Consider the following 24,587-nt stretch of genomic DNA (forward strand, 5'->3'; position numbering starts at 1 on the left):
TTGCAGGGTAATCAGGCTGATGGTGATGTCGTTCTAGTTGTTTCCTGCCGCGTGAATGTGTATGCACGCCACCGCGTTCTCCAAGCCTCGTGGTGCTCGATAGTTCGCAGCGGATGGATCGTGCGACACTCAGAGTGGAGTTTCAGGAAGCGATGCGAGGGTGGTTTCTACACCACCCGCGCATCCTTTCTCACGTGCGCTACCTCAGGCGCCAAGAACAATGTCGGTATTCAGAAGGTCGACCCCGACCACTGTGATGGTTGTTGTTTGCACGCCAGACTCGTCAACCGTCACGATGCTGTCGTCGCCGCTGTTGTCGATTTGGAAAGTGGCGTTCTGGTCGCCGATGAGCACCAGCGTGTCCCGAAGGCTTTGGCTCGTATCGAAGCCGGTGACCTGATACAGGTTCTCCTCAACGGACAGATCGACGTTGAAGGCATCCCGTTCACCGACCGTGCCAGCCAGCCTGAAGTCGAAGAGTGGGTCGGCTGGGTCGTTGGCGAACAGGGTGGCGTCAAAGGTACTTGTCGCCGAGTCACCATCCCCGTCCGTCACCGTCGCGCTGAACGCCAGCTGGATATCGCTGGCCAGGCTCTCGGTCTCCTGAATGAACTGGATCACCGGGATCTTGACCGTGCCCAGACCCATCGTGAGTTGAACGGCGTCGATCAGCTTCGTGCCCTCCCTCTCGACGAGGAAGGACTTCTGTCCGCCAGCTTCCGAGGTCAGATCAGCGGCAAGAACCTTGGTCGGCGAACCCGAGGTCGTGCCGTCCGAGTAGTAGATCGTGTAATACAACTCTTCAGTTGTCGGGTTGTACCCCTGCACCGAGTTGTCGATGAAAATTTTCATGCCAGTCAACAAGGTCTCGGGATTGATGACGAAGCTCTCGTCACCGACATTGATGCCCGCCGTCGTATTGCCTTCCAGGTTATTGTTGGCGATGCCGATGCCGGACGTGCTGACGTTCATGTTCGCCGTGCCGATGTAGGACGGCAAAGGGGTGGTCTGGAGCTGGGCTTCAGTGGGGTCGGTTTCGCCGAGCCCGATGCCTGTGAGGATGCTGTTATCACCCGTCTGCGGAGCCAGTGGATCCGCGGCGAAGAAGACGACATCTTCGGTCCCGATCGTCAGCGTGCGCACCGGGTCCGGACCACCGGCATCGAGCGAGCCGTCGGCGCTGCTGAGAACGATCGTCGAACTGAATCCTTGCACCAGGTCCAGCGCGTAGGTGCCATCGGCAAAGGCGGTCAGCGTGTAGTCGATGCTGGTATCCGCCGTTGCGGCGTTGTTGTCGAAATCGCCGGTCAAAGTCCCTGCGAACTGGTACGCACCATTGGCATCTGGTGAGGGCGTCTGCTCGGTGAGCGTACCGGTACCGGTCGTGGTCGTGTTGTCTGGCCGGACGAGCGTGAACTGACCGTTCACCAGCGAGATATCCAGACCGGCCGCACCCAGTCCATCAGTTCCGGCCGACATGTCCCAGAACCCGTATTGCGCAAGGACGGTACCAGTCCCGACCAGGTTGCCGAACGCGAGCGTTGGGCCATCGTCCTCGAACTTGAAGGCCTCACCGATGTTGCGCGTTGCCGTATCGGTGTCGCCATCGCCGTCGGTGATGGTTGCCGTCAGCGTCACCAGGGCAGCCGCCAGGCCTGCCGCGGAGGCGCCGGTCTCAGCCGGGTCGGTCGGATCGTTGTGCACCACCGAGCGGGTCTGTGCCAGCGTCACGTTGCCCGTATTGGTCACGACGGAGATTGTGAACGCCACGGCTCCGGCCGCATCGGCGAGGCCGCCGGCGGTGCCGACCCGGCCCACAACCGCGCCGCTTTGCAGGAACAGGTAAATCTTGCGACTAGACAGCGTGTCCACCAGGCCGCTGTCCACGCCACCCGTCGCGCTCACGCCGAGCGTGTAGGTGATCGCATCCGCGTCCTGAACGTTGTTGTCGTCGGTATCCTTGAAGCCGTCTTGGCCGAAGGCCGATGTGAACAGGCCCGCAAAGCTGGTCGGGCCGGCACTGTCCGGGATCTCGGTGTCGTCGGTGGTCAGCGTGGGTACCGCGACGGTGTTCGCATCGATCGACGGGCCATCGTCTTCGAACTTGAAGGCTTCACCGATGTTGCGCGTTGCCGTGTCGGTGTCGCCATCGCCGTCGGTGATGGTTGCCGTCAGCGTCACCAGGGCGGCCGCCAGGCCTGCCGCGGAAGGGCCGGTTTCAGCAGGGTCGGCCGGATCGTTGTGCACCACCGAGCGGGTCTGCGCCAATGTCACGTTGCCCGTATTGGTCACGACGGAGATCGTGAACGCCACGGCCCCGGCCGCATCGGCAAGGCCGCCGGCGGTGCCGACCCGGCCCACGACTGCGCCGCTTTCAAGGAACAGGTAGATCTTGTCGCCCGACAGCGTGTCCACCAGGCCGCTGTCTACGCCACCCGGCGCGCTCACGCCGAGCGTGTAGGTGATCGCATCCGCGTCCTGAACGTTGTTGTCGTCGGTATCCTTGAAGCCGTCCTGGCCGAAAGCCGATGTGAACACGCCCGCAAAGCTGGTCGGGCCGGCACTGTCCGGGATTTCGGTGTCGTCGGTGGTCAGCGTGGGTACCGCGACGGTGTTCGCATCGATCGACGGGCCATCGTCTTCGAACTTGAAGGCTCCGCCGATGTTGCGCGTTGCCGTGTCGGTGTCGCCATCGCCGTCGGTGATGGTTGCCGTCAGCGTCACCAGGGCGGCCGCCAGGCCTGCCGCGGAAGGGCCGGTTTCAGCAGGGTCGGCCGGATCGTTGTGCACAACCGAGCGGGTCTGCGCCAATGTCACGTTGCCCGTATTGGTCACGACGGAGATCGTGAACGCCACGGCCCCGGCCGCATCGGCAAGGCCGCCGGCGGTGCCGACCCGGCCCACGACTGCGCCGCTTTCAAGGAACAGGTAGATCTTGTCGCCCGACAGCGTGTCCACCAGGCCACTGTCTACACCACCCGGGGCGCTCACGCCAAGCGTATAGGTGATTGCATCCGCGTCCTGGATGTCGTTGTTGTCAGTATCCTTGAAGCCGTCCTCGCCGAAGGCCGGCGTCGTGAATAGGCCGGCAAAACTGGTCGGGCCGGCGCTGTCCGGGATCTCGGTGTCGTCGGTGGTCAGCGTGGGCACCGCGACCGCGTTTGCGTCGATTGACGGGCCATCGTCCTCGAAGATCATCGTGGAGCCGATTTCGGCGGACGCAGTATTGACCTGGCGCAGCTTGAAGCCGCCAATATCGAAGTCCGCGTGGTTATTGCCCTTGGCGTCAACGGCCGCGCCATTCTCGATGAGCACGCGGTTGTGATCCGACGTTGTGGTGTATTCAATCTTGTAGCCGGCTTTGACGCCGGTGATGGTTGCAACCCCATCAGCAAAGCTGATGACAATGCCTGGATCATTCACCGATCCGTCCGAGTTCTCGATCACCAGCCCGGTGCTGTTGTTGATGACGCGAATGTTAGTGATTGCAACCGACGTATCGTCTGCATACCCATCGATGAAATCATTCCCAGATTCAACATCGGTGAAGAATGCGCTGATTCTTACGACAGCACTCTTGCCGCTTTGCAATTGCACGACGTCGAAATCGGCCGACCTTGCATTGAACATGGCGGTAAAGTCGATGTTGGATTCGAGATCTGCTTCGTTCTGGTCCAGGTTGGGAATGGTCACATCCTGCCTGGCGCCCGTGACGAACGTAAAACGAATGCCTTCCTGTTCCACAATCATCTGATTGTTGGTGCCGAAGGTGGTCGGGCCACCCGCCTGGCTGGTATTGATCGTGTCACCAGTCGTTATATTGACGCCGGTTGACTGGTTTGCCGGGTCCTTCCCGGTGGCGATGATGGTCGGATCCGTGATCCGCACAACACCATCGACGGTTTCAGTTTCCGGGTTCGCCGTCGTGAACATCAGGAAGAGGTTCTGACCGGAGGGCGCATTGGCCAGATTGAATACCAGGTCCTCACTGGTTCCGACAAAAACCTTATTCAGCAGATTGACAGAGTCGTCGGGGTTGGTGCTGTCCGGGTGCAGCAGCGGTTGGTACTGCACGGTCCAGATCTTGCCGCCCGAGACCGGTGATCCGGTTTCCTCGATGTAGGCAGCGAACACGATGGCGCCAGTTGGACCCCCGGCTCGACCCAGAACGATATTGTTGTTGGTGGTATCCGTATAGAGAAGGATATTGGTGCCATCCAGAGTATCCAGTCCGCTGTCCAAGCCATTGAGCGGTGCACCAGAGCTGTCGGTGAAGCTGACATCGGTAATGCTTGCTCCCGGGTCCGGGGTGATGGTGAACGCATTGGTGCCCGTGTTGCCCGGGGCACCGGTATAACCACTCAAGGCCGCATCCAATGCCGATGCAGTACTTGCCCCAAGTGCTGTCAAACGCGTGGAGAAGGCCGAGGGCAGGGACGTCAGCAGAATATCGTTGTCGTCAGCGTCGCCCGTAGGGCTTGGAGTGGCGGTACCGTTCTGCAAACCATCTGTTTCATCAAGGGTAACTGTGCTGCCTGGGTTCAGCTCGATAGTCATGATTTCCTCCTGCGGAGTGCCGGTCATCCACACGTGGCCGATGACCGTTTTTTGTTACAGGCCGTAACTATGAACAGGCGTCGGGGGATGGCGCATCGACCGATACTCCCAGCCGGGGTAGGAGTTTCAGACTACGTAGGACGCGGAAGCGGGATCAGGAAGCTAAGAAGTGGCGCGGCTTATCTCATTTGTGAATGAGGGCATGGCGGCAGTGATTGAGATCGACTGGGCCGTGTCCGCCGCCGCATCGTGCTGAATGTGAGCAGGCTCAGGTCGTGAGATGCGGAGTCAGTTTTTTGATCAAGGTACCGGAGTCCTGCTTGCCTAAGCGCACGTCCGTCTTGCTAGTGGACGTCAGACCTCGGGGGGCATGTGGTCATGCCAGATTGCTCGCAGGCGCGAATTTTTTCGCCAGTGAACCAGCGACGCCCTGCATCCCCCGTTCGCCAGTCCCTCCATGTAGGCCATTTTTAGAAGCCGAAGCTTTGTGAGATTGGGCGAGGTGTGTTGGGAAGCTTCAGCCGGACAGGCGTTAGACTTCGACACTTTTTCGACAGATCACGACCACACAGAAAAAGCCCCTGAAGACCTGTGAATCTTCAGGGGCTTTGCTTTTGGGCCAGGGACATCCTTTAGTTTGGACAATCCATCCTTGATGCGCAGCAGGGTCTCCTGATAGTAGACGTGAACGCCTGGCGAGTACGCGAGAGCTGGGATGACCGCAGCATGCACATCGATGAGCCCCAGCCCTGCATGGATCGCCTGAACGTTGCCTACCTTCACTCGTCGATGTAGCGCACCGCTGTCGCCGGCGTGCGCCGCACCTGCAATTCGAAAATGTCAGGGCGCGCGTAATGCCCGGTGACGTCGAGCGTACGCCGCGCTGGCGCCACGAGGGCGACGTCGATGTCCGCATACAGAATGCCTGCCTCTTGGTGTAACGGACCGGCCACGAGCCGGCCTTGGGGATCGACCACTACCGAGTCGCCGTTGTTGATCCATTCGTCCGGATCAGGAAAAAGCTGCGTACGAGCCGGGAAGTCGTCGGGGATGTCGCTACCGCGCAGTAAGGTGCCGCTACCGAGCACCCAACAGCGGCCTTCGAGTGCAATATGGCGCATCGTGCTGATCCAGCCATCGCCACTGTCGTAGGTGGGTGCGATGTAGATCTCCACCCCTTGGGCATACAGTGAATAGCGTGCCAGCGGCATGTAGTTTTCCCAGCAGATGAGCGCGCCAACGCGGCCGACCGGTGTATCGACCGTGCGCAACCCGTTTGCATCACCGAAGCCATGCACCATGCGCTCGGGATTGGTTGGCATCAGCTTGCGGTGTCGGTTGAGCACTTCGCCGTTCGCGCCGATAACAACTACGCTGTTGAAGAGCGTGCCGCCGCCATGGAGCCGGTCGCATTCATTGATGCCGCACACGATCGTCACCGCGTGAACTCTGCAGGCCTCGCACAATTCGCTCAGGTCACCGTTCGCGATATCGACGGCGTTGGCCAGTAGCCGTGCATGCAGCTGGCCCATTAGCGCCCCGTCCTTTCCCGCCGCCAGCCGCCAGATCCATGACGGGTAACCTGGAATAAACAATTCGGGCAAAACGATCAGCAAGGCTCCCGCCGCCGCAGCCTCAGCGACCGATTGCACGGCCCGGGCGATCGTCGCGCTGCGATCGAGCAGCACTGGCGGTCGCTGAATGATGGCTATCATCGTCATGGCGTTCTCCTGTGGCGGTTGGCTTTCGAAGGCTTCAGCGTGCGCGTGGCCAAGTTGCGAGGCTAGTTCAGAATCTGAAGCGTTGTAGTTGCGGAGTTCAGGCGATGGAAGATAGCTACGGTCAGTTCTGCACGGTCGCGCGCGGTGCTGAAGCACTGTGTGAGCGTTGGACGCCTTTGGTCGTGCGCGAGCTGCTGTGCGGCAGTAAGCGCTTCAATGACCTGCACCGCGGCGTACCACGGATGTCCACCAGCCTGCTGGTACAGCGGCTGCGCCATCTGGAAGATATCGGTGTCGTGCAACGCACGGCTGCGGGCAAAGTCTGGGAGTACAGCCTGACCGAGGCGGGCGAGGATTTGCGCCCCATCATCATGGCGCTCGGCCATTGGGGTGCGCGCTGGATCGGCAGTCGCCTTCGCGATGACGAACTTGAGGCGGGCCTGCTCATGTGGGACGTGCGCCGGTTCGCGCGCATCGAGGAGTTCCCGTCCCGACCGGTGGTCATCCACTTCAGGTTCCGCGACGCGCGGCCCGGCGAGCAAGAGTGGTGGCTCGTGGTCGAACGTGGTGTGGCAGACCTGTGCCGCGACGACCCCGGACGCGACCTGACGCTCGTCGTGGACTCTAGCGTGCGCGCGTTGACCGAGGTGTGGACTGGCGACCGCACACCGCGGGAGGTCCTTCAGTCCAGAGAGCTGCGTGTGGACGGCGCAGTGCAGGATGCGGAAAGCCTGTGGCGCTGGCTTGGCACGAGCATGTTCGCCGGTACTCGGAGCGCTGCACTCTAGCCCTGGCGGCTGCCATCGCGAAACGTAAGCGTCCGCCCAATTCAACACCTTGCGTGATTAAACGGGCACCCAACTATGCCGCAGAAACTCTGTAATTTCGCTGGCCCACTGCGTGGGCAGACGCGTGAGCACGTCCTTTAGTTACGCATACGGACCATACCCGCTAAGCGTTCCGCCACAGTCGGTCGGCGCTAGCGGCCATCGCCTGCTGCTGGCACTACCCTTCGGTCACGCGCCAGTCGACCGGCTCCCGATATTCCGTGGTTTCCGGTTCCAAGCTGGTGAGCGCGGTATCGGCCAGCGGAGGACGCTTGATCTCGCTCCGCTTCATGCTTGTATCACCTGGGTTCATTTTTCCAGCGAGGACGCATGCAGGGATACACAGCGGGCAATGGTGTAGGGGAGCGTGTGGGGACGTGTAGACACAAGAAAGCCCGCACGGGGCGGGCTTTTCAGGGTGTTTCCGAGCATGTGGAAACTTGCGTTTGGGCCGGGGTCTCTTGAGCTAGGATCATAAGTTGTTTTTTTATTTTGCTTTATCGGTTTGAGAAGTTGTAGGGATACACAAGGGGATACATTTCCCTGCCTGCTGTGGTGCCTTCCGCAAGATTGACGATGCCGGCTATCCGCGTTTCCGTGGATACCTGGTTGGATACCACGCAAAATCCTGCTCTCGGTACCAGGTTGCTTGGCCTTACCTACGTCGAGGGAATCCGTTGTAACCACCTTGATAACCTTGGTTGGAAACGTGCTGATTCGCTGTTAAGCGGCCTAATTAATGCTGTCTGTTAACTGGCTGGATTCCAGCGCACCAACCTGCGTGCCGTATGTTGAATACCACCTAGTCATAGCGGCTCAGGCCCCCAGGGACTCAGTGCCAGGTCCCGCTCCGCGCAACCAAAAAAACAGCACCGAAAGCCAAGGCCGAACGCCTGGATGGCAAGCCAAGGTGGAGGTACTTCAGGCTATCGAGGTCCAGCTCGAGGCTACACCGGACTAGCAGATCTCCCTGTCCGAAGAGCTATTTCTTGATTTCAGCATCATGCTGAACCTGGCAGCGTCGGTTCTCCCGTCCGGCTAAGGAAGAGGGAAAGCACTTTATTGAGGGGCACACTCTCGACTGCCTCAGACAGATCGGTCGGGTTTCTCACGTCAGCAGATTTCGCCGAGAACTTGCGAGCTCTTCATGTATTTGACCTGTCATCTAGACGGATCCGTAAGGCATCTCTACTTGACCTACTTGGCTAGCCGTAGTGTGAGTCACATGGGTAGTTAATAGCTTAACTAGTGCATTACCGGCGGTATTGGAATATGCCTGACCGTCGAAGGGCGTTTGCTGCTGTGCCTAGGGCGCGAACACTCCATCGACTTGCGCAGTCTGCTGCGTCTCTATCCGGAAACCGACCAGCCATTAATCAGCGCCATTCAGGCCGGGCTGCAACAGAAGCCAATGTGCCATGAGTTCAGTTCGACCGGCGAAGTACAGATTCTGCGATTCATGAACGCTGCTGGCGGCTAGCCAGAGGCCAGGTGCAGCTGGCGGTGGTTGCGCTATCGATGGGCACATTTTTGGCGCTATAGGGATAACGCCGTACCCCATTGGAGCGCTGCGGGCAGGTTGGCTTCCTATTATCGGGCGTCACAGTGAAGCGCAGTTGGCGCTCCACCTTCCAAGGCAACCCCTGGAAGAAGGGTGGCCGATGCGGCTCCAGATCTGGCTGCCGACCGGCCAGGCACTCTTTCCGGCTGGGTTGATGTGCGATGCCTGATACGGAGTTGGCTGCCTCATGAAAGAAACGACGTACCAAGTCGGCCAGGGTTGCGTGGATTCGGTTGCGGTCCAGGTGATCTTTGATCGCTCTAGTGGGAAGGGCTGAAATGAGCGCCTACCTGCATTGCCAGTCGCACAGCCCGCTGGTCGGGCATGTCGACCCGGCACCCGCGGTCCTGCGCGAGATCGACGCGGTGGTGGCGGGCGCCCGTGCGCGCATCGCCCACTTCGATCCCGAGTTGGTGATCCTCTTCGCCCCGGACCACTACAACGGCTTTTTCTATGACCTGATGCCGTCGTTCTGCATCGGTACCGCCGCCCACGCCATCGGCGACTTCGGCACCCTGGCCGGCCCGCTGCCGGTGCCCAAGGCGTTGGCCGAGGCCTGTGCCGAGGCGGTTTTGGCCGACGGCGTGGACACCGCCGTGTCCTACCGCATGCAGGTCGACCATGGTTTCGCCCAGCCGCTGGAACAGCTGCTCGGCGGTCTCGGTGAGTGCCCGGTGATCCCGGTCTTCATCAACTCGGTGGCCACCCCGCTGCCGAGCTTCCAGCGCGCCCGCCTGCTCGGCGAGGCCATCGGGCGCTTCGCCCGGACGCTGGACCAACGGGTCCTGTTCCTCGGCTCCGGCGGCCTGTCGCACCAGCCGCCGGTGCCGGAACTGGCCCACGTCGACGCCCGCATGGCCGACCGGCTGTTGGGCAGTGGCCGCCACCTGCCGGCCGATGAACGTGAAGCGCGGCAGCAGCGGGTGATCCTCGCGGCGCAGCGCTTCGTCGAGGATCAACACTCGTTGCACCCGCTGAACCCGGACTGGGACCAGCACTTCCTCGACCTGCTCGCCAGCGGTCGTATGGCCGAACTGGACGGCCTCGGCAATGCCGAGCTGTCCGCCCTGGCGGGCAAATCCACCCACGAAGTGAAGACCTGGGTGGCGGCCTTCGCCGCGCTTTCGGCCTTCGGCCCGTACCTGGCCAGTGACCGTTATTACCGGCCGATCCCCGAGTGGATCGCCGGCTTCGGCTCGCTCAGCGCCGAGCCCCAATCCCTATCGAAGGAGTCCTGAGATGACCGCATTGACCGAAGCCGCCACCAGCCGCTTCGCCCGCATCCGCGAAGGCGAGCGGGAACTCAATATCCACTACAACGATTGCGGCCAGGGCGAGCAGACCGTGGTCATGCTGCACGGCTCCGGCCCCGGCGCCAGCGGCTGGGCCAACTTCAACCGCAATATCGACCCCCTGCTGGCCGCCGGTTACCGGGTGATCCTGCTGGACTGCCCGGGCTGGAGCAAAAGCGATTCCATCGTCTGCGACGGCTCGCGCTCGGATCTCAATGCCCGCATCCTCAAGGGCCTGGTGGACCAGCTGGACCTGGACCGCGTGCACCTCCTGGGCAACTCCATGGGCGGCCACAGCGCGGTGGCCTTCGCCCTGAGCTGGCCCGAGCGGGTCGGCAAACTGGTGCTGATGGGCGGCGGTACCGGCGGCGCCAGCCCCTTTGCGCCCATGCCCACCGAGGGCATCAAGCTGCTCAATGGCCTGTACCGCGAGCCGAGCCTCGACAACCTGAAGCGGATGATGGACGTCTTCGTCTACGACAGCCGCGACCTCACCGAGGAGCTGTTCCAGGCGCGCCTGGACAACATGCTAGCGCGTCGCGACCACCTGGCTAACTTCGTCCAGAGCCTGACCGCCAACCCCAGGCAGTTCCCCGACTTCGGCCCGCGCCTGGCCGAAATCAAGGCCGAGACCCTGGTGATCTGGGGCCGCAACGACCGCTTCGTGCCGATGGACACCGGCCTGCGCCTGATCGCCGGCATCCCCAACTCCGAACTCCATGTGTTCAACAACTGCGGCCACTGGGCGCAGTGGGAGCACGCCGACAAGTTCAACCGCCTGGTGCTGGATTTCCTCAGCCATTGATCGAGCCCCGGCTCCGAGGTGACTCATGAGCGTGACCCAACAAACCCTGGAACAACTGGCCGCCGCCCTGCGCGGCGCCGAAGCGAGCGGCGAGGCCATTGCCCCACTGCGTGCCCAGATCGGCGAAGGCAATGCCGAGGCGGCCTACGCCATCCAGCGCCTGAACACCGCCCATGGCGTGGCCGAGGGCCGGCGCGTGGTGGGCCGCAAGATCGGCCTGACCAATCCCAAGGTGCAGGCGCAACTGGGCGTCGGCCAGCCGGACTTCGGCACCCTGTTCGCCGACATGGCCTACGGCGACAACGAGGTGGTGCCGATCGGCCGCGTGCTGCAGCCGAAGATCGAGGCGGAGATCGCCCTGCTCCTCGAGCGCGACCTGCCGCGCGCTGACACCAGCTTCGCCGACCTGCTCGCCGCCACCGGCTGGGTGCTGCCTGCGCTGGAAGTCGTCGGCAGCCGCGTGCAGGGCTGGAACATCCGCTTCGTCGACACCGTGGCCGACAACGCCTCCAGCGGCTGCTTCGTCCTCGGTGGTCCGGCCCGCCGCCTGGACGGCCTGGACCTGCGCCAGGCGGCCATGCGCATGACCCGCAATGGCGAGCTGGTCTCCAGCGGCAGCGGTGCCGAATGCCTCGGCCACCCGCTGAACGCGGCGGTCTGGCTGGCGCGCACCTTGGCCCAGTTGGGCGAGCCCTTGCGCGCCGGCGACCTGATCCTCACCGGCGCCCTCGGCCCGATGTCCGCCGTGGCGGCTGGTGATCGCTTCGAAGCGGTGATCGACGGCATCGGTCAGGTGGCCGTCGACTTCTCGGCCGAGTGATCGGCGACCTCCTGCACACGAGACAGAACCCATGAGCAAAAAACGCAAAGTCGCCATCGTCGGCTCCGGCAACATCGGCACCGACCTGATGATCAAGGTGCTGCGCAACGCGCAGCATCTGGAAATGGGCGCCATGGTCGGCATCGACCCGGCCTCCGACGGCCTCGCCCGCGCCGCGCGCCTGGGTGTGGCCACCACCCATGAAGGCGTGGAGGGCCTGACCCGCCTGCCGATCTTTTCCGAGATCGACTTCGTCTTCGACGCCACCTCGGCGGGCGCCCATGTGCGGAACGACGCCTTCCTGCGCAGCGTCAAACCGGGCATCCGCCTGATCGACCTGACCCCGGCGGCCATTGGCCCCTACTGCGTGCCGGTGGTCAATCTGGAGCAGCACCTCGCTGCGACCAACGTGAATATGGTCACCTGCGGCGGCCAGGCCACCATCCCGATGGTCGCCGCGGTGTCGCGCGTGGCCAAGGTGCACTACGCCGAGATCATCGCCTCGATCGCCAGCAAGTCTGCCGGCCCCGGCACCCGCGCCAATATCGACGAGTTCACCGAGACCACCAGCAAGGCCATCGAAGTGATCGGCGGCGCGGCCAAGGGCAAGGCGATCATCATCATGAACCCGGCCGAGCCACCGCTGATGATGCGCGACACCGTGTTCGTCCTCAGTGAAGCGGCCGACCAGGCGAAAGTGGAGGCCAGCGTCGAAGAGATGGCCGCCGCGGTGCAGGCCTACGTGCCGGGCTACCGCCTCAAGCAGCGCGTGCAGTTCGATGTGATCCCCGAGTCCGCGCCGCTGCACATCCCCGGCCACGGCCGCTTCTCCGGGCTGAAGACCTCGGTGTTCCTCGAAGTGGAAGGCGCCGCCCATTACCTGCCGAGCTATGCCGGCAACCTCGACATCATGACCTCCGCCGCGCTGGCCACCGCCGAGCGCATGGCGCAGTCGATGCTCAAGGCCTGAGGAGACCGACCATGAACGGCAAGAAGCTCTACATCTCCGACGTGACCCTGCGCGACGGCAGCCACGCGATCCGCCATCAGTATTCGATCGAGCAGGTGCAGGCCATCGCCCGCGCGCTGGACCAGGCGAAGGTCGACTCCATCGAAGTCACCCATGGCGACGGCCTGCAAGGCTCGTCCTTCAACTACGGCTTCGGCGCCCACACTGACCTGGAATGGATCGAAGCGGCGGCCGACGTCATCGAGCATGCCACCCTGACCGTGCTGCTGCTGCCGGGCATCGGCACCGTGCACGACCTCAAGGCCGCCTATGACGCCGGTGCCCGTTGCGTGCGCGTCGCCACCCACTGCACCGAGGCGGACGTGTCGAAGCAGCACATCGAATACGCCCGTTCGCTCGGCATGGACACCGTCGGTTTCCTGATGATGAGCCACATGATCCCGGCGGAAGAACTCGCCCGGCAGGGCCAGCTGATGGAAAGCTACGGCGCCCAGTGCATCTACATGGCCGACTCCGGTGGCGCCATGAGCATGCAGGACATCCGCGAGCGCATGCGCGCCTTCAAGGCGATCCTCAAGCCGGAGACCCAGACCGGCATGCACGCCCACCACAACCTCAGCCTCGGCGTGGCCAACTCCATCGCCGCGGTGGAGGAGGGCTGCGACCGCATCGACGCCAGCCTGGCCGGCATGGGCGCCGGCGCCGGCAATGCGCCGCTGGAGGTGTTCATCGCCGCCGCCGAGCGTCTGGGCTGGAACCACGGCACCGACCTCTACCGCCTGATGGACGCCGCCGACGACCTGGTGCGGCCGCTGCAGGACCGCCCGGTGCGCGTCGACCGGGAAACCCTGGGGCTGGGCTATGCCGGGGTGTACTCCAGCTTCCTGCGCCATGCCGAGGTGGCCGCGGCCAAGTACGGGCTGAAGACCCTCGACATTCTCGTCGAGCTGGGCCGGCGCCGCATGGTCGGCGGCCAGGAAGACATGATCGTCGACGTGGCCCTGGACCTGCTGGCTGCGCGTCGGGCCTGATCATTCGCCACGGGCAGTGCAGCTGCCGCGAAGGCAGCTCCCCAAGGCAGACCTGCGGTCTGCATCGCGATTGAAACCGCCCCCACGGAAAACGTGCGCCGGGGGGCGAGTTCCAATGCTCGACGCAGACATAACCATCGAATCCGCGGGGCCAGGGATGTGCCGCCGGCCGCCCGCGACCAGGAGTTCGTCATGCTGGCCAATCTTTCCCTGAAGAACAAACTGCTGTCGACCATCCTGCCGCTGACCATGCTGGTCTACCTGGCCACGGTGTTGCTGGTCTATCAATCGAGCAAGTCATCGACCGAGGCGCTCGCCGAAGTGGCGGTGGAGGCGATCGTCCGTCAACAGGCTACCGAGATCGGGGGTTATTTCGATGGTGCCCTCTACTCGGCGAGGACGACGGCGGAGCTCCTCGGTCGAGAGCTGGCCAATGGCGAACTGCTGGACAGGCGGATCGCCGACCAGATGCTCGAAACCGTGTTGCACACCAGTCCGCAGGCAACCGCCGCCTGGTGGTTGCCGCTGCAGGGCGTCGAACGCACTCCGGTGTATTGGCTGCGTGCCCAGGCCGGTGTCCAGATGGCGTCCCCCGAACAACGCGCCGCCTTGCTCGACGTGGTCGGCCGTGATGCAGTCGAGCGCGAGCGGGTCACGCCGCCCCGTTCATTGCCCGGTCTTGGCACCGTGCAGCCTGCCATTCTCATGCTCATACCGGTGCATCAGGAGGGGCGGGTGGTCGGCAGCCTGGGCATCGGGCTGGATGCGCAACAGCTGCAGGCCAAGGTGGCCCAGCTGCGTCCGTTGGGTGTCGGCCTGGCGGCATTGACAGCCCATGACTCCACGTTGGTGGCGCATCCTGACCCGGCGCGGATCGGACGCAAGAATGCGGAGACCGAGGCGGATTTCCTCGGCGACCACCTGCAATCGATGATCGACGCGGTGACCCAGGGCAAGTCCCTGACGCTGCGGTTCGTATCGCCGGCCATGCAGGAAGAGATCTTCATGCTCGCGGTACCGGTGGCAATCGGCGATACCGCGACGCCTTGGTCCTTTGGCGTCGCCCTGCCCAGTTCAGCTGTCCTGGGGGGGGTCAAGGCCCTGGCCCTCAAGCTGCTGTTGCTTGGCGGTGTCGCGCTGCTGCTGGCCGCAGGATTGATCCTGCTGCTTGGCCAAGCCCTGGCGCGGCCGTTGAATACCGTGGTGCAGGCGGTCAGGCAGTTGGCCGCCGGCGAGGCCGATTTGTGCGCGCGTCTGCCCGTTCAGGGGCGTGACGAGCTGGCGACGCTGGCCCAGGAGTTCAATCGATTCATCAGCTCGATGGCCGAACTGGTGGGCGAAATCAAAAGGACTAGCCAGACCCTGCACACGACGTCCGAGTCCCTCCAGCGAGACAGCGAGGTCGCGGGAACCGGCGTGGATGCCCAGCGCGACGAGATCGGCCAACTGGCCGCCGCTATGCAGCAGATGGCTGCAACGGTTGAAGAAGTGGCCGGCAATGCCGGACTCGCCGCGCATGCCACAAGTGAAGGCGACCAGGCGGTGGCCCGGGGGCAGGGCACGGTGGCGGCGCTGGCCACTGCGATCAGCCAGAACGCTGCCCTGCTGGGGGATATATCCGCCCTTACCGAGCAGCTCGACGATGCCAGTCGGACCATCGGCAGTGTGGTGGCGGTGATCCGTGACATTGCCGATCAAACCAACCTGCTGGCACTCAATGCTGCGATTGAATCGGCGCGCGCGGGCGAGCAGGGGCGCGGTTTCGCGGTAGTGGCCGATGAGGTGCGCGCCTTGGCGCGGCGCACCCACAGCTCTACCGAAGAGGTGCGCATCAGCATCGGGACGATCCAGGAGCGCACGCAGACCGTGGTTGGCATGGTCGAGCGGAGCCGACACAGCTCGCAGGCCAGCGTCGCCTCTGCGCAGGAGGCCAGCGAGGCGTTGCAGCGGATCACCCTGATGATTAGCCAGGTACGCGACATGAGCCAGCAGATCGCCGCCGCGACCGGCCAGCAGGCCGCCACCAGCGAGCAGCTGTCGCGCAGCCTGGTGAGCATTGCCGACTCAGCGGAAAACGCTTCGCAGAGCGCTGGCCGGGTGCGTCAGCGAAGCCATGACCTACAGGCGCTGGCAGGGCGGCTGAACGCCCTGGTGAGCCGCTTCCGGCTCTGACCGGACGATGGAGTCGAGCCACCCACGCTGGAGCGATCGCTTCCCTGCCGGAGCGTTCGGTTATCCCGTGGCTGCACAGGGCGGGGCGGCAATATGTGCGCCTGCGGGACAAGCCGTGCAGTGTCGGGATAGTTCACCACCCGGGGCATACCTAGAGTTGAGTTGCCTGCGTTATCAGCCAGACCACCACAAAAAGATGTCGTCAACCGTGTGGACTCGACCTATGTCAAAGCTCATCAACATCGATCAATCTTCATCCCTGCGGGTACCGCGCCATAGCCCCGGGCAGCGTGTCCTGAAGGCCCTGATGGCGGTGCTGCCCTGGTCGATCATCGTCGGCCTGTTATGGGCCGGGCTGTTCATCAAGCCGCAGCCTGTCGGTGGCACGGTCTCGCCGCCAGCCCTGGAGCGGCGTGATCATTTCTATGGCCTGGCGCTGGCGCCCAATGGCGAGGTCTGGGCCAGCGGCTCCAACGGCAAGATCCTGGCGATCGGCGTGGACGGCCAGGTTCGTCGCGAGCCCACGCCGACCGAGCGGACGCTGCAGGACATCGCCATCTGGGACGACAGCCATGCTGTGGCAGTGGGCAACGATGGAGTGATTCTCCATAGCCAGGATGCCGGGCGGCATTGGCGTGCGGCGGAGGGAGTGCCGCGTTCGGAAGTCGCCAACAAGCTCAACCGCGTGCGCATCGCTTCTGGCGGCCTGGCCATCGCCACCGGCGAAATGGGCGCGCTGCTGATCAGCCGCGACTACGGCCAGAGCTGGCAGCGCCTGCGCGATGAAGAGGATGTGGCCTGGAACGACGTCGCGATCCTCGATGGCGGCCGCCTGGTGGTGGTGGGCGAATTCGGTCGGATTCTGCTCAGCGATGACCTCGGCGAGCATTGGGAAGAGCCTGAAGCGCCGATTCCCGGGTCGTTGATGTCGGTGCAGTTCCGTGATGCACAGAACGGTGTGGCGGTTGGCCTGGAGGGCGCTCTGCTGGTCACCCGCGATGGCGGCCGGCAGTGGCAGAGCGTCGATCTGGGCGTGAGCGACCACCTGTTCGACATCCTCTGGATTCCACAGCAAGGCCGCTGGTTCGCCAGTGGAGCACTGGGCCGCTGGATCGGTGGTGGCGAAGAGGGCTGGCAAACCGGAACCCTGGATGAGCGCAACCTGTCCTGGCATACCCGCGCCCTGGCGGTTGGCTCGAACGTCTGGCTGGCTGGCGCCGACATTGGCCGCTGGGACGGCCGCAAGTGGTCGGAGCTGCAGCCGTGAAGCCCCTCCTGGTCCCTTTTAGTCGAGAACAATCCATGATCGAACGCATAGCCGATTTCTGCATTCGTCAGCGTGCCTGGGTGGCCGGCGGACTCCTGTTCCTCACCCTGGTCCTGAGCTGGTTCGCTCTGCATATCGAGGTCCGCACGGTCTTCGAGGACATGCTGCCGTCGCGTCACGAGTACGTGCAGACCCACGAAAAATTCAAGGACACCTTCGGCGGCTCGAACATGGTCACCATCATGTTCGAGGTGGACCAGGGCGATATCTTCCAGACCGCTGTGCTGGACAAGGTTCGCACCGTCACCCTTGGCCTGCGCGAAGTGTCGGCGGTCAACCAGTACCAGATCACTTCGCTGGCTTCCAAGAAACTGAAGGAAGTGCGTGCCTCCACGGCCGGCATCGAAAGCCGCCCGTTGATGTGGCCTGACCTGCCGGCCAATGCCGAGGCGATGGCCGAGCTCAAGCAGGCCGTACTGCGCAACCCGCTGGTCTATGGACCTTACGTTTCCAAGGATCTGCAGGCGACGCTGATCACCGTGGATTTCATCGACCAGCAGGTCGACTACACCAAGGTGTTCCACGAAATCCGCACGCTGATCGACGGCGTCGACGACGGCAGCGTGAAAATCCGTGTCGTGGGCGATCCAATCCTCTACGGCTGGGTGGGCCACTACCTGCCCGAGACGATCCAGCTGGTGTTCGCGGCATTGCTGGTCACCCTTGTCATGCTATTCGTCCTGCTGCGGACCTGGCGTGGCCTGACCCTGCCACTGCTGGCAGGCCTGGTCAGTGCGCTATGGGCACTGGGGATCTGCCAACTGCTGAACATCAGTTTCGAGCCGCTGGTGATTGTGGTCGCGATGCTGATCACCTCGCGAGCGGTGTCGCACTCGGTGCAGATCGTCAATCGTTTCGATGACGAGTTGGAGTTGTTGCCGCCCGGTGCCGATACCGCGCGGATCGCTGCGCGGATCGCCCTGGCCGACCTGTTCCGTCCCGGCATGCTGGGCGTGATCGCCGATGCCGCGTGCATGGCGGTGGTGGCCTTGAGTCCGATCCCGATGCTGCAGAAGCTCACCGTTCTGGCGGTGGTCTGGGTGTCGACCCTGACGGTCAGCGCCGTGATCCTCACACCGGTGATGCTGTCGTTCATCCGCAAGCCGCATGGTATGGCCCACCCCATCGATTGCCTGCCGGTGCTGCGCAAGGTGCTCGACCTTGCGGTTCGAGTCAGCCTGTCGCGGGCCCGTTATGCGGTATTGGGCACCAGTTTGCTGGTGGTGATTGGTGCCAGTCTCTACTCGCTGAACCTGAAGATCGGTGATGCCAATCCGGGCTCGCCGATTCTTTGGCCGGAGTCGCCGTACAACCGTGACTCCGCCGCGATCAACGCTCGCTTCGAAGGTGTCGACCGGATGTTCGTGGTGCTCGGTGATGACCAGCATCCCGGCCTGATCAAGGGCAACGAGGCGTTGCATGCGATGAACAGCTTCCAGCGTTTCATCGAGGCACAGCCGGAAGTGGGCGGTTCACTGTCCATCGCCGATGTGCTGCCTCATGTGAACAGCAGCCTGCGTGAAGGCAATCCGCGTTACCTGGAGCTGGGCGACAGCGGGGCGATCAATGGCAGCCTCATGGCGATGCTCGATTCGGTTTCCGAGCCGGGCGATATCTCGCGCTTCGCCGACGATCAGTACGCCAACGGCTCGGTCACCCTGATGTTTCGTGATCGGCAGGGCGAGACCATCCGTACGGCGGTGGCGCGGATCAAGCAGTTCATTGCCGAGCACCCCTTGGCCGATGGCCAGTGGCATCTGGCAGGGGGGCTGATCGGGGTCATGGCGGCGGTCAACGAGATCATCCTGTCCAGCCAGATCGAGGCGATTGCCCTCGCCCTGCTGGTGCTCGCGGTGCTCTGCACCCTGGTCTACCGCTCCAGCGTCGCCGGCATGGTGTTCATGGTGCCGGTGATCATCTCCAACATGCTGACCTTCGCCTTCATGACCTGGATGGGCATCGGCATGAACATCAACACTGTGCCGGTGGCGGCGCTCGGCATCGGCCTGGGAGTCGACTACGCCTTCTACATCGCCGACCGCGTGAAGGAGGAAATCGCCGCCGGCCGCACGGCAGAAGAGTCGATTCGCCTGGCGCTGCACTCCTCCGGCATGGGCGTGATCGTCACCGCCAGCGTGCTGATCGTCAGCACCCTGCTGTGGTGGGTGTCGTCGCTGCGCTTCCAGGCCGAGATGGGCCTGCTGATGGCCATCTGGCTGAGCGTATCGGCGTTCTCCGCCCTTTTTGTCATGCCGTCGCTGCTCTACGTGTTCCGCCCCCGCTTCATCTTCGGAGAGCGGGGCGAGGCAACCCTCGCCAGTGCGGCCTCTCCATCGTTTCAACAAGTTTGAGACGAGATAACAACAAGAACCATAGCTTCCTCGCTGCCATCACACTCGGGAGACAACATGAACAAGAAGCGCATCCCGGCCGCGCGTGCGCGCGTGCCGCTCGACAAGCTCGCCCTGGCAATTGCCCTGGGAACACTCGCGACGCCCTTGCTGGCTGGCGACAGTTTCAAATACGACGGCTACCTGCGCGAAGAGCTGTCCTGGAACGCGAAAGACTGGGACGACACGCCCGGCTACGACGACAAGGGCAAGTTGTCGATGGCACGCAGCACCGCACGCCTCAATCTGGACTGGCAAGCCACTGACAGCATTTCGGTCGTGGCCAAGTTGCGTGCAGTCCGCGAGATCGAGACCGACTTCCTCGAGCACCTGGAGGAAATGGGGGCCAACAACTACCACGAGGCGGATGGCCGCGGCGACATCATGGACCTCTATAACGAGGGCGAGATTCGCGAGCTCTACATCGACTTCCCGGCTGGCGAGCGCACCTCGTTCCGCATCGGCAAGCAGCAGCTGGCCTGGGGCGAGACGGACTTCTTCGCCGCCAACGACCTGGTCCACGGCTTCGACTACACCTGGCGCAACTTCCTGGAACCCGCCAACGAAGAGCTGCGCAAGACCAACAACATCATCAAGATGAACGTGGACGTGCCGGAACTGGCGGGCGGCCTTGAAGCCTTCATCCGGCCTGGACTGGACAGCAAGGATGACATCGGCACCGAACTCGACATCTATGGGGGGCGCTGGTCGGGCAAGCCGTATGCCGGCGTCGACTTCCGCAACATCGATCCCTACAACTTCGAGAACGACGAGGGCGACTACCACGATGTCACTGGCGGCCTGCGCTGGAGCGGCATGTACGGCGACCTCAATTACTCGCTGTCGTACCTGAAGACCTTCTACAACTCACCGATCCTCAACGCCTCGGACAACCTCGCGCTGCTCGGTCTGCCGAACGTGCCGTCCGGGGCCGAAACCCAGGGTACCGACCAGACCCGTGGATTGGCTGGCGAGGTCATTTACCCGATCGTCGATATCTTCGGCTTCACGGCCAGCGGCTACTCCGAAGCGGCCGATGCGGTGTTCAGCACCGAGATGGCCTACATCAAGGACGCGCCCTACCAGATCGAACTGCCCAACCCGACCCTCCTCAGCCAGTTCATCGCGCCCGGCTTCGACGGCTTCACGCGCAAGGATGTGGTCGCCCTGATGCTGCGCATGGACAAGAACATCGCGGCCACCCAGACCTGGCTCGGCACCGAGAAACCGATGTTTTTCTCCGTGCAGCTGTTCGACAAATGGGTACAGAACTTCGATGACGACGACAACCTGCTCTACAGCGTCGGCTGGGGTGGCAAGGTCAAGGAGCACTCGGTTCTGGCGACCACCATCTTCGACCTCAGCTACGACAGCGGGCGGGTTCGTCCGCAGCTGGTGGTGGGCGCCGACCTGAGCAACGGCGGCGGCTTCGCCGTGCCGTCGGTGACTTTCGAGCTGTCCAGCAAGTGGCGCTGGAAGGTCGAGTACGACGCCTTCTGGGATGACGCCCACCGTGACGCTTCGAAGTGCGTTCCCGGACAGATGAACAACTGCGACAGCACCACCCTGTTCGGTTATTTCCATGACCGTGATCAGGTTTACACCAGCCTCACTTACCTGTTCTGACCCCCTTCGGAGACCTCACCATGAGCGCATCCCGTTTCGCCCTGCGACACACCCTGGCCGTTGGCCTCGTCGCTGCTGCCGGCAGCCTCTCGTCCCTGGCTCTCGCGGCAGAACTGCCGGCTGGTACCGTGATTTCCGCCGCCAATATTGACCAGATCAAGAACGACACGTTCGAGGGGCACAGCATTGCCAGCCTGCTGACCGAGAAGATGGAGTGGCGGATCCGCAACAACGGCTGGAAGCTGCCGTTGGCAAAGTCCCAGGAGGTTCCGCTCGACGCGCGCTGGGTCAAGGCCTCGCAGGCCAACGCGGGCAAGGCCACGATCAACAAGGAGGCCTGCCGGGTCGATAACTGGGGCGCCGGCGAGCCCTTCCCGAACATCGACATGAAGGACCCGCAGGCCGCAGAAAAACTCATGTGGAACTGGCATCTGGGCCAATTGGTGGGCGACGTCTCCCAGGTGCCGCAGTTCACCCAGTTGCTGATCGATGGCAAGAAGGGCGTACATGCCGAGCCGGTAGCGGAATTCAGCCGCTACTCCATGAAGGGCAGGCTGACCGGTGACCAGACCGTCGAAGGCGATGGCAGCGAGCGGGGCCGCCAGCTGCTCTACTTCAAGGCACCTTCCGACATGAAGGGGCTCGGCACCTACACCCAGATGTATGACTCGGAAAAGGTCAACGACGTATGGGCCTACATTCCTGCCGTGCGCCGCATCCGCCGGCTTTCCGGTGGCGCCTGGATGGACCCGGTGGGTTCCTCCGACCAGTTGCAGGACGACCTGGATGCATTCAACGCGCGTCCCTGCTGGTATCCGGAGTACAAGTTGGCCGGCAAGCGTTGGGTACTCGCAGCCGCCCATAGCAAGACGGGCCTGTGGAATCCGGATGGCAAGAGCTTCGCGGAGAAGTACCCGGTGCTCGATGACCAGGCGCCCTACTGGAACATGAACAACAACGACTTCGAGCCACGGGAAGTCTATGTGATCGAAGCGATTACCCCGTCCGTTCACCCCTACAGCAAGAAGGTGCTGTACATGGACGTGAAGTACCCTCGCTTCTACTACGCGGAGGCCTACAACCGCAAAGGTGAGTTCTGGAAGTTCATGGAGTTTCACTCCTACGCCAATACCGCCGATGGCGATGTCCGTACCACCGCCAGCGCGGTCATCGACTTCCAGCGCAACCACGCCACGCTGTCGCTGATCGATACCGCGAGCTGGAAGACCAACTTCGATGCCAAGGCCAGCAACTTCTCCCTGCAGACCCTGCAGTCGGCGGGGCGCTGAGTCACGCACCCGGCCTGGCACGTCCGGGGTCGCGGCTCGCCGCAGCCCTGGTCGTTCGCCCGGGTTGACGTATCCCTACGACAACCATTAAACGGCGCCGGCGGCGCGAAGCGGTTGCCGACAGCCGGAGGACAGCAACATGTTGACCATGAAAGCAGCGCGCCTGCATGAAATTGGCGCCACATTCATCCTGGATGAAGTTCCCCGACCGGAGCCCGGCGCGCATGACGTGTTGGTCAAGGTCGAGGCCAGCGGAGTGATCCCGAACCTGAAGAACGTCACCACGCACTTCCCCGAGTGGTATCCCTTCCTGCCGCTGCCATCGCTGCCAGCGATCTTCGGTCTCGACTCGGCCGGCACGATCGCCGCGGTCGGGTCGGCCGTCACCTCGTTCAAACCCGGTGATCGCGTCTATGTGAATCCCGGCGTCGGCTGTGGGGAGTGCCGTCACTGCAAGCAGGGCGAGACGCCCCGCTGCGAGGCCTATACCTTCATGGGCTATTTCGGTTTTGGCCCGGGTTCGAAGGTGGTCTTCGAAAAATATCCCTATGCTGGTTATGGCCAGTACATGACTGCGCCGGCGACCAACCTGGTTCGGCTGCCGCAGCGCCTGAGCTTTTCCCAGGCAACTCGCTTCGGCTACCTCGGTACGGCCTACTCGGCAATCCGCAAGGCGGCATTGTGTCCGGGGCAGAGCATCCTCATCCTTGGTGCGAGCGGCACCCTCGGCGTTGGCGCAACGCTGCTCGCGCTCGCCTTCGGCGCGGCTCGGGTGATCGTCGCTGCTCGCGACGGCGCGGCGCTGGATCGGCTCAGGGCGCTGGCGCCGCAGCGTGTCGAGACCGTGCGGATCGGCGACCGTTCGATCCAGGAACAGGTGCTCGAAAAGGTGCCCGGTGGCGTCGATGCCATGCTCGATACCCTGGGGGCGAAAGCCCCCGCAGCGCTGTCGGTGGACGCCATGGGCGCGGTCGGTCGCGGTGGCCGCATCGTCCAGATCGGTGGCGTCGCCGGGCCGATCCCGATCGACCCGCACCCCTTCATGTGCGCGCAGCTGCAGTACATCGGCTCCTTGTGGTTCACCACCGCCGAAGGTGACGAGATGGCGAGCATGGTCGAGTCCGGCACGCTGGATCTGTCTCTGCTGGAGGAACGCGCCTACCCGCTGGAGCAACTCAACCAGGCGCTGGAGGACATCCAGACCCAGGCGAATGGCTTCAACAACTTCCATATCCGTCACCAGTGACCTGAACGGCAGGTTGGGATCGCCACGTCCGCTTGAGGAGCGTGGCGATGACGACTTTCTCCGTGCGGGTGTTGTCCGCACGGCAATCTTCCTGCGGAGAACCGACCATGAATGCAAACCGAATCATTACCGGCCACGACAGTCGCGGACTCTCGGAAATCGTCAGCGAAGGCCCGCTTCCTGGCGCTGACGAGTTCGTCCACTCGCCGGGATTTTCCGCCGCGCTGATCTGGCGGACCGACCCGAACCCTGACATTGCCACGCGTGCCAGCGGCGCTGCCTCGCTGCCTGAATCGGTAATTCCAGGCGTTGGCGGCACGAGCGCGATGCTTGTCACGTTTCCGCCCGAGAGCCAGCCCCTGCCGCTGGACTTCGACCCGCTTGCCGCCGCAGCTGAACTCTGTGCCCGACTGCCGGGACTAGGCGAGCGCTTCGAGGCTGAGAACCCCGGCTTCCACCGTACCGATACGATCGACTATGGCGTGCTGCTGGAAGGCGAAATCTCCCTCGAACTGGATGAGGGGCGCAGCACCCGGTTGCGGCAGGGGGATGTCGTGGTGCAACTGGGAACCCGCCACGCCTGGCGTAACACAAGTAACAAACCGGCACGGATGCTGTTCGTGCTGGTCGGTGCCTACCGCTCGCAGGCCTAGGCGTCAAGCACCGATGGCGCCTGCTGACGAACGTTACGGGCGCCTTCGGCCATGTCCGGAATTAGCGTTCTAGAGCGGTTGCACAGTGAACGAGAAAACCGTCGATCAAGCCCTTTCTCCATTGGTCGGTCTGCTTTCTGCAGGTTTTCATGATGTGCGTCCGGGGCACGCTTCTTGCTGCTGATTCCCGGTTGTCCGGAGTGTCCGGGTGACGAATGTGTGGAACCTGCGGTTACTGACCTCTGAACGGGTCGGAATGCTGCTTCGGCGACCCAGTTGCACCGCCCTGAGGCGGTGTTG

General features: G+C 63.2%; 15 protein-coding genes and 3 pseudogenes. 15 read left to right on the forward strand and 3 right to left on the reverse strand.

The genetic code is table 11. The features are described from left to right. Positions 1-204: 204 nt before the first annotated feature. From OXH74_RS12060 to OXH74_RS12070, 3 genes and pseudogenes are all read right to left on the reverse strand, one after another. Positions 205-4,557, reverse strand: coding sequence for a DUF5801 repeats-in-toxin domain-containing protein (locus tag OXH74_RS12060; protein ID WP_375741385.1), 4,353 nt, complete (start codon positions 4,555-4,557; stop codon positions 205-207). Between the two features lie 558 nt (positions 4,558-5,115). Further along, a pseudogene (locus OXH74_RS12065) lies at positions 5,116-5,313 on the reverse strand (hypothetical protein); the annotation flags it as partial. A gap of 23 nt (positions 5,314-5,336) precedes the next feature. Continuing rightward, entirely contained in the window at positions 5,337-6,278 is a 942-nt protein-coding gene (locus OXH74_RS12070; protein ID WP_375741386.1) for a carbon-nitrogen hydrolase family protein, read from the reverse strand. Positions 6,279-6,382: 104 nt separating this feature from the next. On the opposite strand from OXH74_RS12070, the gene OXH74_RS12075 reads away from it, so the two are divergent. From OXH74_RS12075 to OXH74_RS12145, 15 genes and pseudogenes are all read left to right on the forward strand, one after another. Beyond that, positions 6,383-7,066 carry a winged helix-turn-helix transcriptional regulator gene (locus OXH74_RS12075; protein ID WP_375741387.1) on the forward strand — a complete coding sequence of 228 codons (684 nt, stop codon included), beginning with the start codon at positions 6,383-6,385 and terminating at the stop codon, positions 7,064-7,066. Between the two features lie 1,315 nt (positions 7,067-8,381). Continuing rightward, a pseudogene (locus tag OXH74_RS12080) lies at positions 8,382-8,585 on the forward strand (GTP 3',8-cyclase MoaA); the annotation flags it as partial. A 359-nt stretch (positions 8,586-8,944) separates the two neighbouring features. Next, positions 8,945-9,904, forward strand: coding sequence for a 3-carboxyethylcatechol 2,3-dioxygenase (mhpB, locus tag OXH74_RS12085; RefSeq protein WP_375741388.1), 960 nt, complete (start codon positions 8,945-8,947; stop codon positions 9,902-9,904). Between the two features lies 1 nt (position 9,905). Next, positions 9,906-10,763 (forward strand): alpha/beta fold hydrolase, encoded by an 858-nt coding sequence (locus OXH74_RS12090; protein ID WP_375737662.1) that lies wholly within the window; start codon positions 9,906-9,908, stop codon positions 10,761-10,763. A 25-nt stretch (positions 10,764-10,788) separates the two neighbouring features. Further along, a complete protein-coding gene (gene mhpD, locus OXH74_RS12095; protein ID WP_375741389.1) occupies positions 10,789-11,583 on the forward strand; it encodes a 2-keto-4-pentenoate hydratase in 795 nt (264 codons plus the stop codon). Positions 11,584-11,614: 31 nt separating this feature from the next. Further along, entirely contained in the window at positions 11,615-12,553 is a 939-nt protein-coding gene (locus OXH74_RS12100) for an acetaldehyde dehydrogenase (acetylating) (RefSeq protein WP_375737660.1), read from the forward strand. A gap of 11 nt (positions 12,554-12,564) precedes the next feature. Beyond that, complete coding sequence (gene dmpG, locus OXH74_RS12105; protein ID WP_375741390.1) at positions 12,565-13,584, forward strand: 4-hydroxy-2-oxovalerate aldolase; 1,020 nt, start codon at positions 12,565-12,567, stop codon at positions 13,582-13,584. 1,005 nt (positions 13,585-14,589) lie between these two features. Further along, positions 14,590-14,892: pseudogene (locus OXH74_RS12110) on the forward strand (HAMP domain-containing protein); the annotation flags it as partial. A gap of 12 nt (positions 14,893-14,904) precedes the next feature. Further along, a complete protein-coding gene (locus OXH74_RS12115; protein WP_375741605.1) occupies positions 14,905-15,756 on the forward strand; it encodes a methyl-accepting chemotaxis protein in 852 nt (283 codons plus the stop codon). Between the two features lie 223 nt (positions 15,757-15,979). Beyond that, positions 15,980-17,023, forward strand: a complete 1,044-nt coding sequence (locus OXH74_RS12120) for a YCF48-related protein (protein ID WP_375741391.1) — start codon at positions 15,980-15,982, stop codon at positions 17,021-17,023. A gap of 35 nt (positions 17,024-17,058) precedes the next feature. Further along, a complete protein-coding gene (locus OXH74_RS12125; RefSeq protein ID WP_375741392.1) occupies positions 17,059-19,434 on the forward strand; it encodes an RND family transporter in 2,376 nt (791 codons plus the stop codon). Positions 19,435-19,491: 57 nt separating this feature from the next. Further along, positions 19,492-21,099 (forward strand): DUF1302 family protein, encoded by a 1,608-nt coding sequence (locus OXH74_RS12130; protein WP_375741393.1) that lies wholly within the window; start codon positions 19,492-19,494, stop codon positions 21,097-21,099. Between the two features lie 20 nt (positions 21,100-21,119). Next, on the forward strand, positions 21,120-22,388 hold the full coding sequence (locus OXH74_RS12135; protein ID WP_375741394.1) for a DUF1329 domain-containing protein: 1,269 nt from the start codon (positions 21,120-21,122) through the stop codon (positions 22,386-22,388). 139 nt (positions 22,389-22,527) lie between these two features. After that, positions 22,528-23,634, forward strand: a complete 1,107-nt coding sequence (locus OXH74_RS12140; protein WP_375741395.1) for an alcohol dehydrogenase catalytic domain-containing protein — start codon at positions 22,528-22,530, stop codon at positions 23,632-23,634. 107 nt (positions 23,635-23,741) lie between these two features. Further along, the gene (locus OXH74_RS12145; protein ID WP_375741396.1) at positions 23,742-24,287 is read left to right on the forward strand and encodes a cupin domain-containing protein; all 546 of its coding nucleotides are present in this window, start codon (positions 23,742-23,744) and stop codon (positions 24,285-24,287) included. Positions 24,288-24,587 lie beyond the last annotated feature (300 nt).

The organism is Metapseudomonas boanensis (assembly GCF_042232855.1).
Lineage (GTDB): Bacteria > Pseudomonadota > Gammaproteobacteria > Pseudomonadales > Pseudomonadaceae > Metapseudomonas > Metapseudomonas boanensis.

Excerpts from the sequence above, each read along its gene's own strand:
- OXH74_RS12060 (WP_375741385.1), bottom strand. The coding sequence starts at position 4,557 with ATGACTATCGAGCTGAACCCAGGCAGCACAGTTACCCTTGATGAAACA.
- OXH74_RS12070 (WP_375741386.1), bottom strand. The coding sequence starts at position 6,278 with ATGACGATGATAGCCATCATTCAGCGACCGCCAGTGCTGCTCGATCGC.
- OXH74_RS12075 (WP_375741387.1), top strand. The coding sequence starts at position 6,383 with ATGGAAGATAGCTACGGTCAGTTCTGCACGGTCGCGCGCGGTGCTGAA.
- mhpB (WP_375741388.1), top strand. The coding sequence starts at position 8,945 with ATGAGCGCCTACCTGCATTGCCAGTCGCACAGCCCGCTGGTCGGGCAT.
- OXH74_RS12090 (WP_375737662.1), top strand. The coding sequence starts at position 9,906 with ATGACCGCATTGACCGAAGCCGCCACCAGCCGCTTCGCCCGCATCCGC.
- mhpD (WP_375741389.1), top strand. The coding sequence starts at position 10,789 with ATGAGCGTGACCCAACAAACCCTGGAACAACTGGCCGCCGCCCTGCGC.
- OXH74_RS12100 (WP_375737660.1), top strand. The coding sequence starts at position 11,615 with ATGAGCAAAAAACGCAAAGTCGCCATCGTCGGCTCCGGCAACATCGGC.
- dmpG (WP_375741390.1), top strand. The coding sequence starts at position 12,565 with ATGAACGGCAAGAAGCTCTACATCTCCGACGTGACCCTGCGCGACGGC.
- OXH74_RS12115 (WP_375741605.1), top strand. The coding sequence starts at position 14,905 with ATGGCCGAACTGGTGGGCGAAATCAAAAGGACTAGCCAGACCCTGCAC.
- OXH74_RS12120 (WP_375741391.1), top strand. The coding sequence starts at position 15,980 with ATGTCAAAGCTCATCAACATCGATCAATCTTCATCCCTGCGGGTACCG.
- OXH74_RS12125 (WP_375741392.1), top strand. The coding sequence starts at position 17,059 with ATGATCGAACGCATAGCCGATTTCTGCATTCGTCAGCGTGCCTGGGTG.
- OXH74_RS12130 (WP_375741393.1), top strand. The coding sequence starts at position 19,492 with ATGAACAAGAAGCGCATCCCGGCCGCGCGTGCGCGCGTGCCGCTCGAC.
- OXH74_RS12135 (WP_375741394.1), top strand. The coding sequence starts at position 21,120 with ATGAGCGCATCCCGTTTCGCCCTGCGACACACCCTGGCCGTTGGCCTC.
- OXH74_RS12140 (WP_375741395.1), top strand. The coding sequence starts at position 22,528 with ATGTTGACCATGAAAGCAGCGCGCCTGCATGAAATTGGCGCCACATTC.
- OXH74_RS12145 (WP_375741396.1), top strand. The coding sequence starts at position 23,742 with ATGAATGCAAACCGAATCATTACCGGCCACGACAGTCGCGGACTCTCG.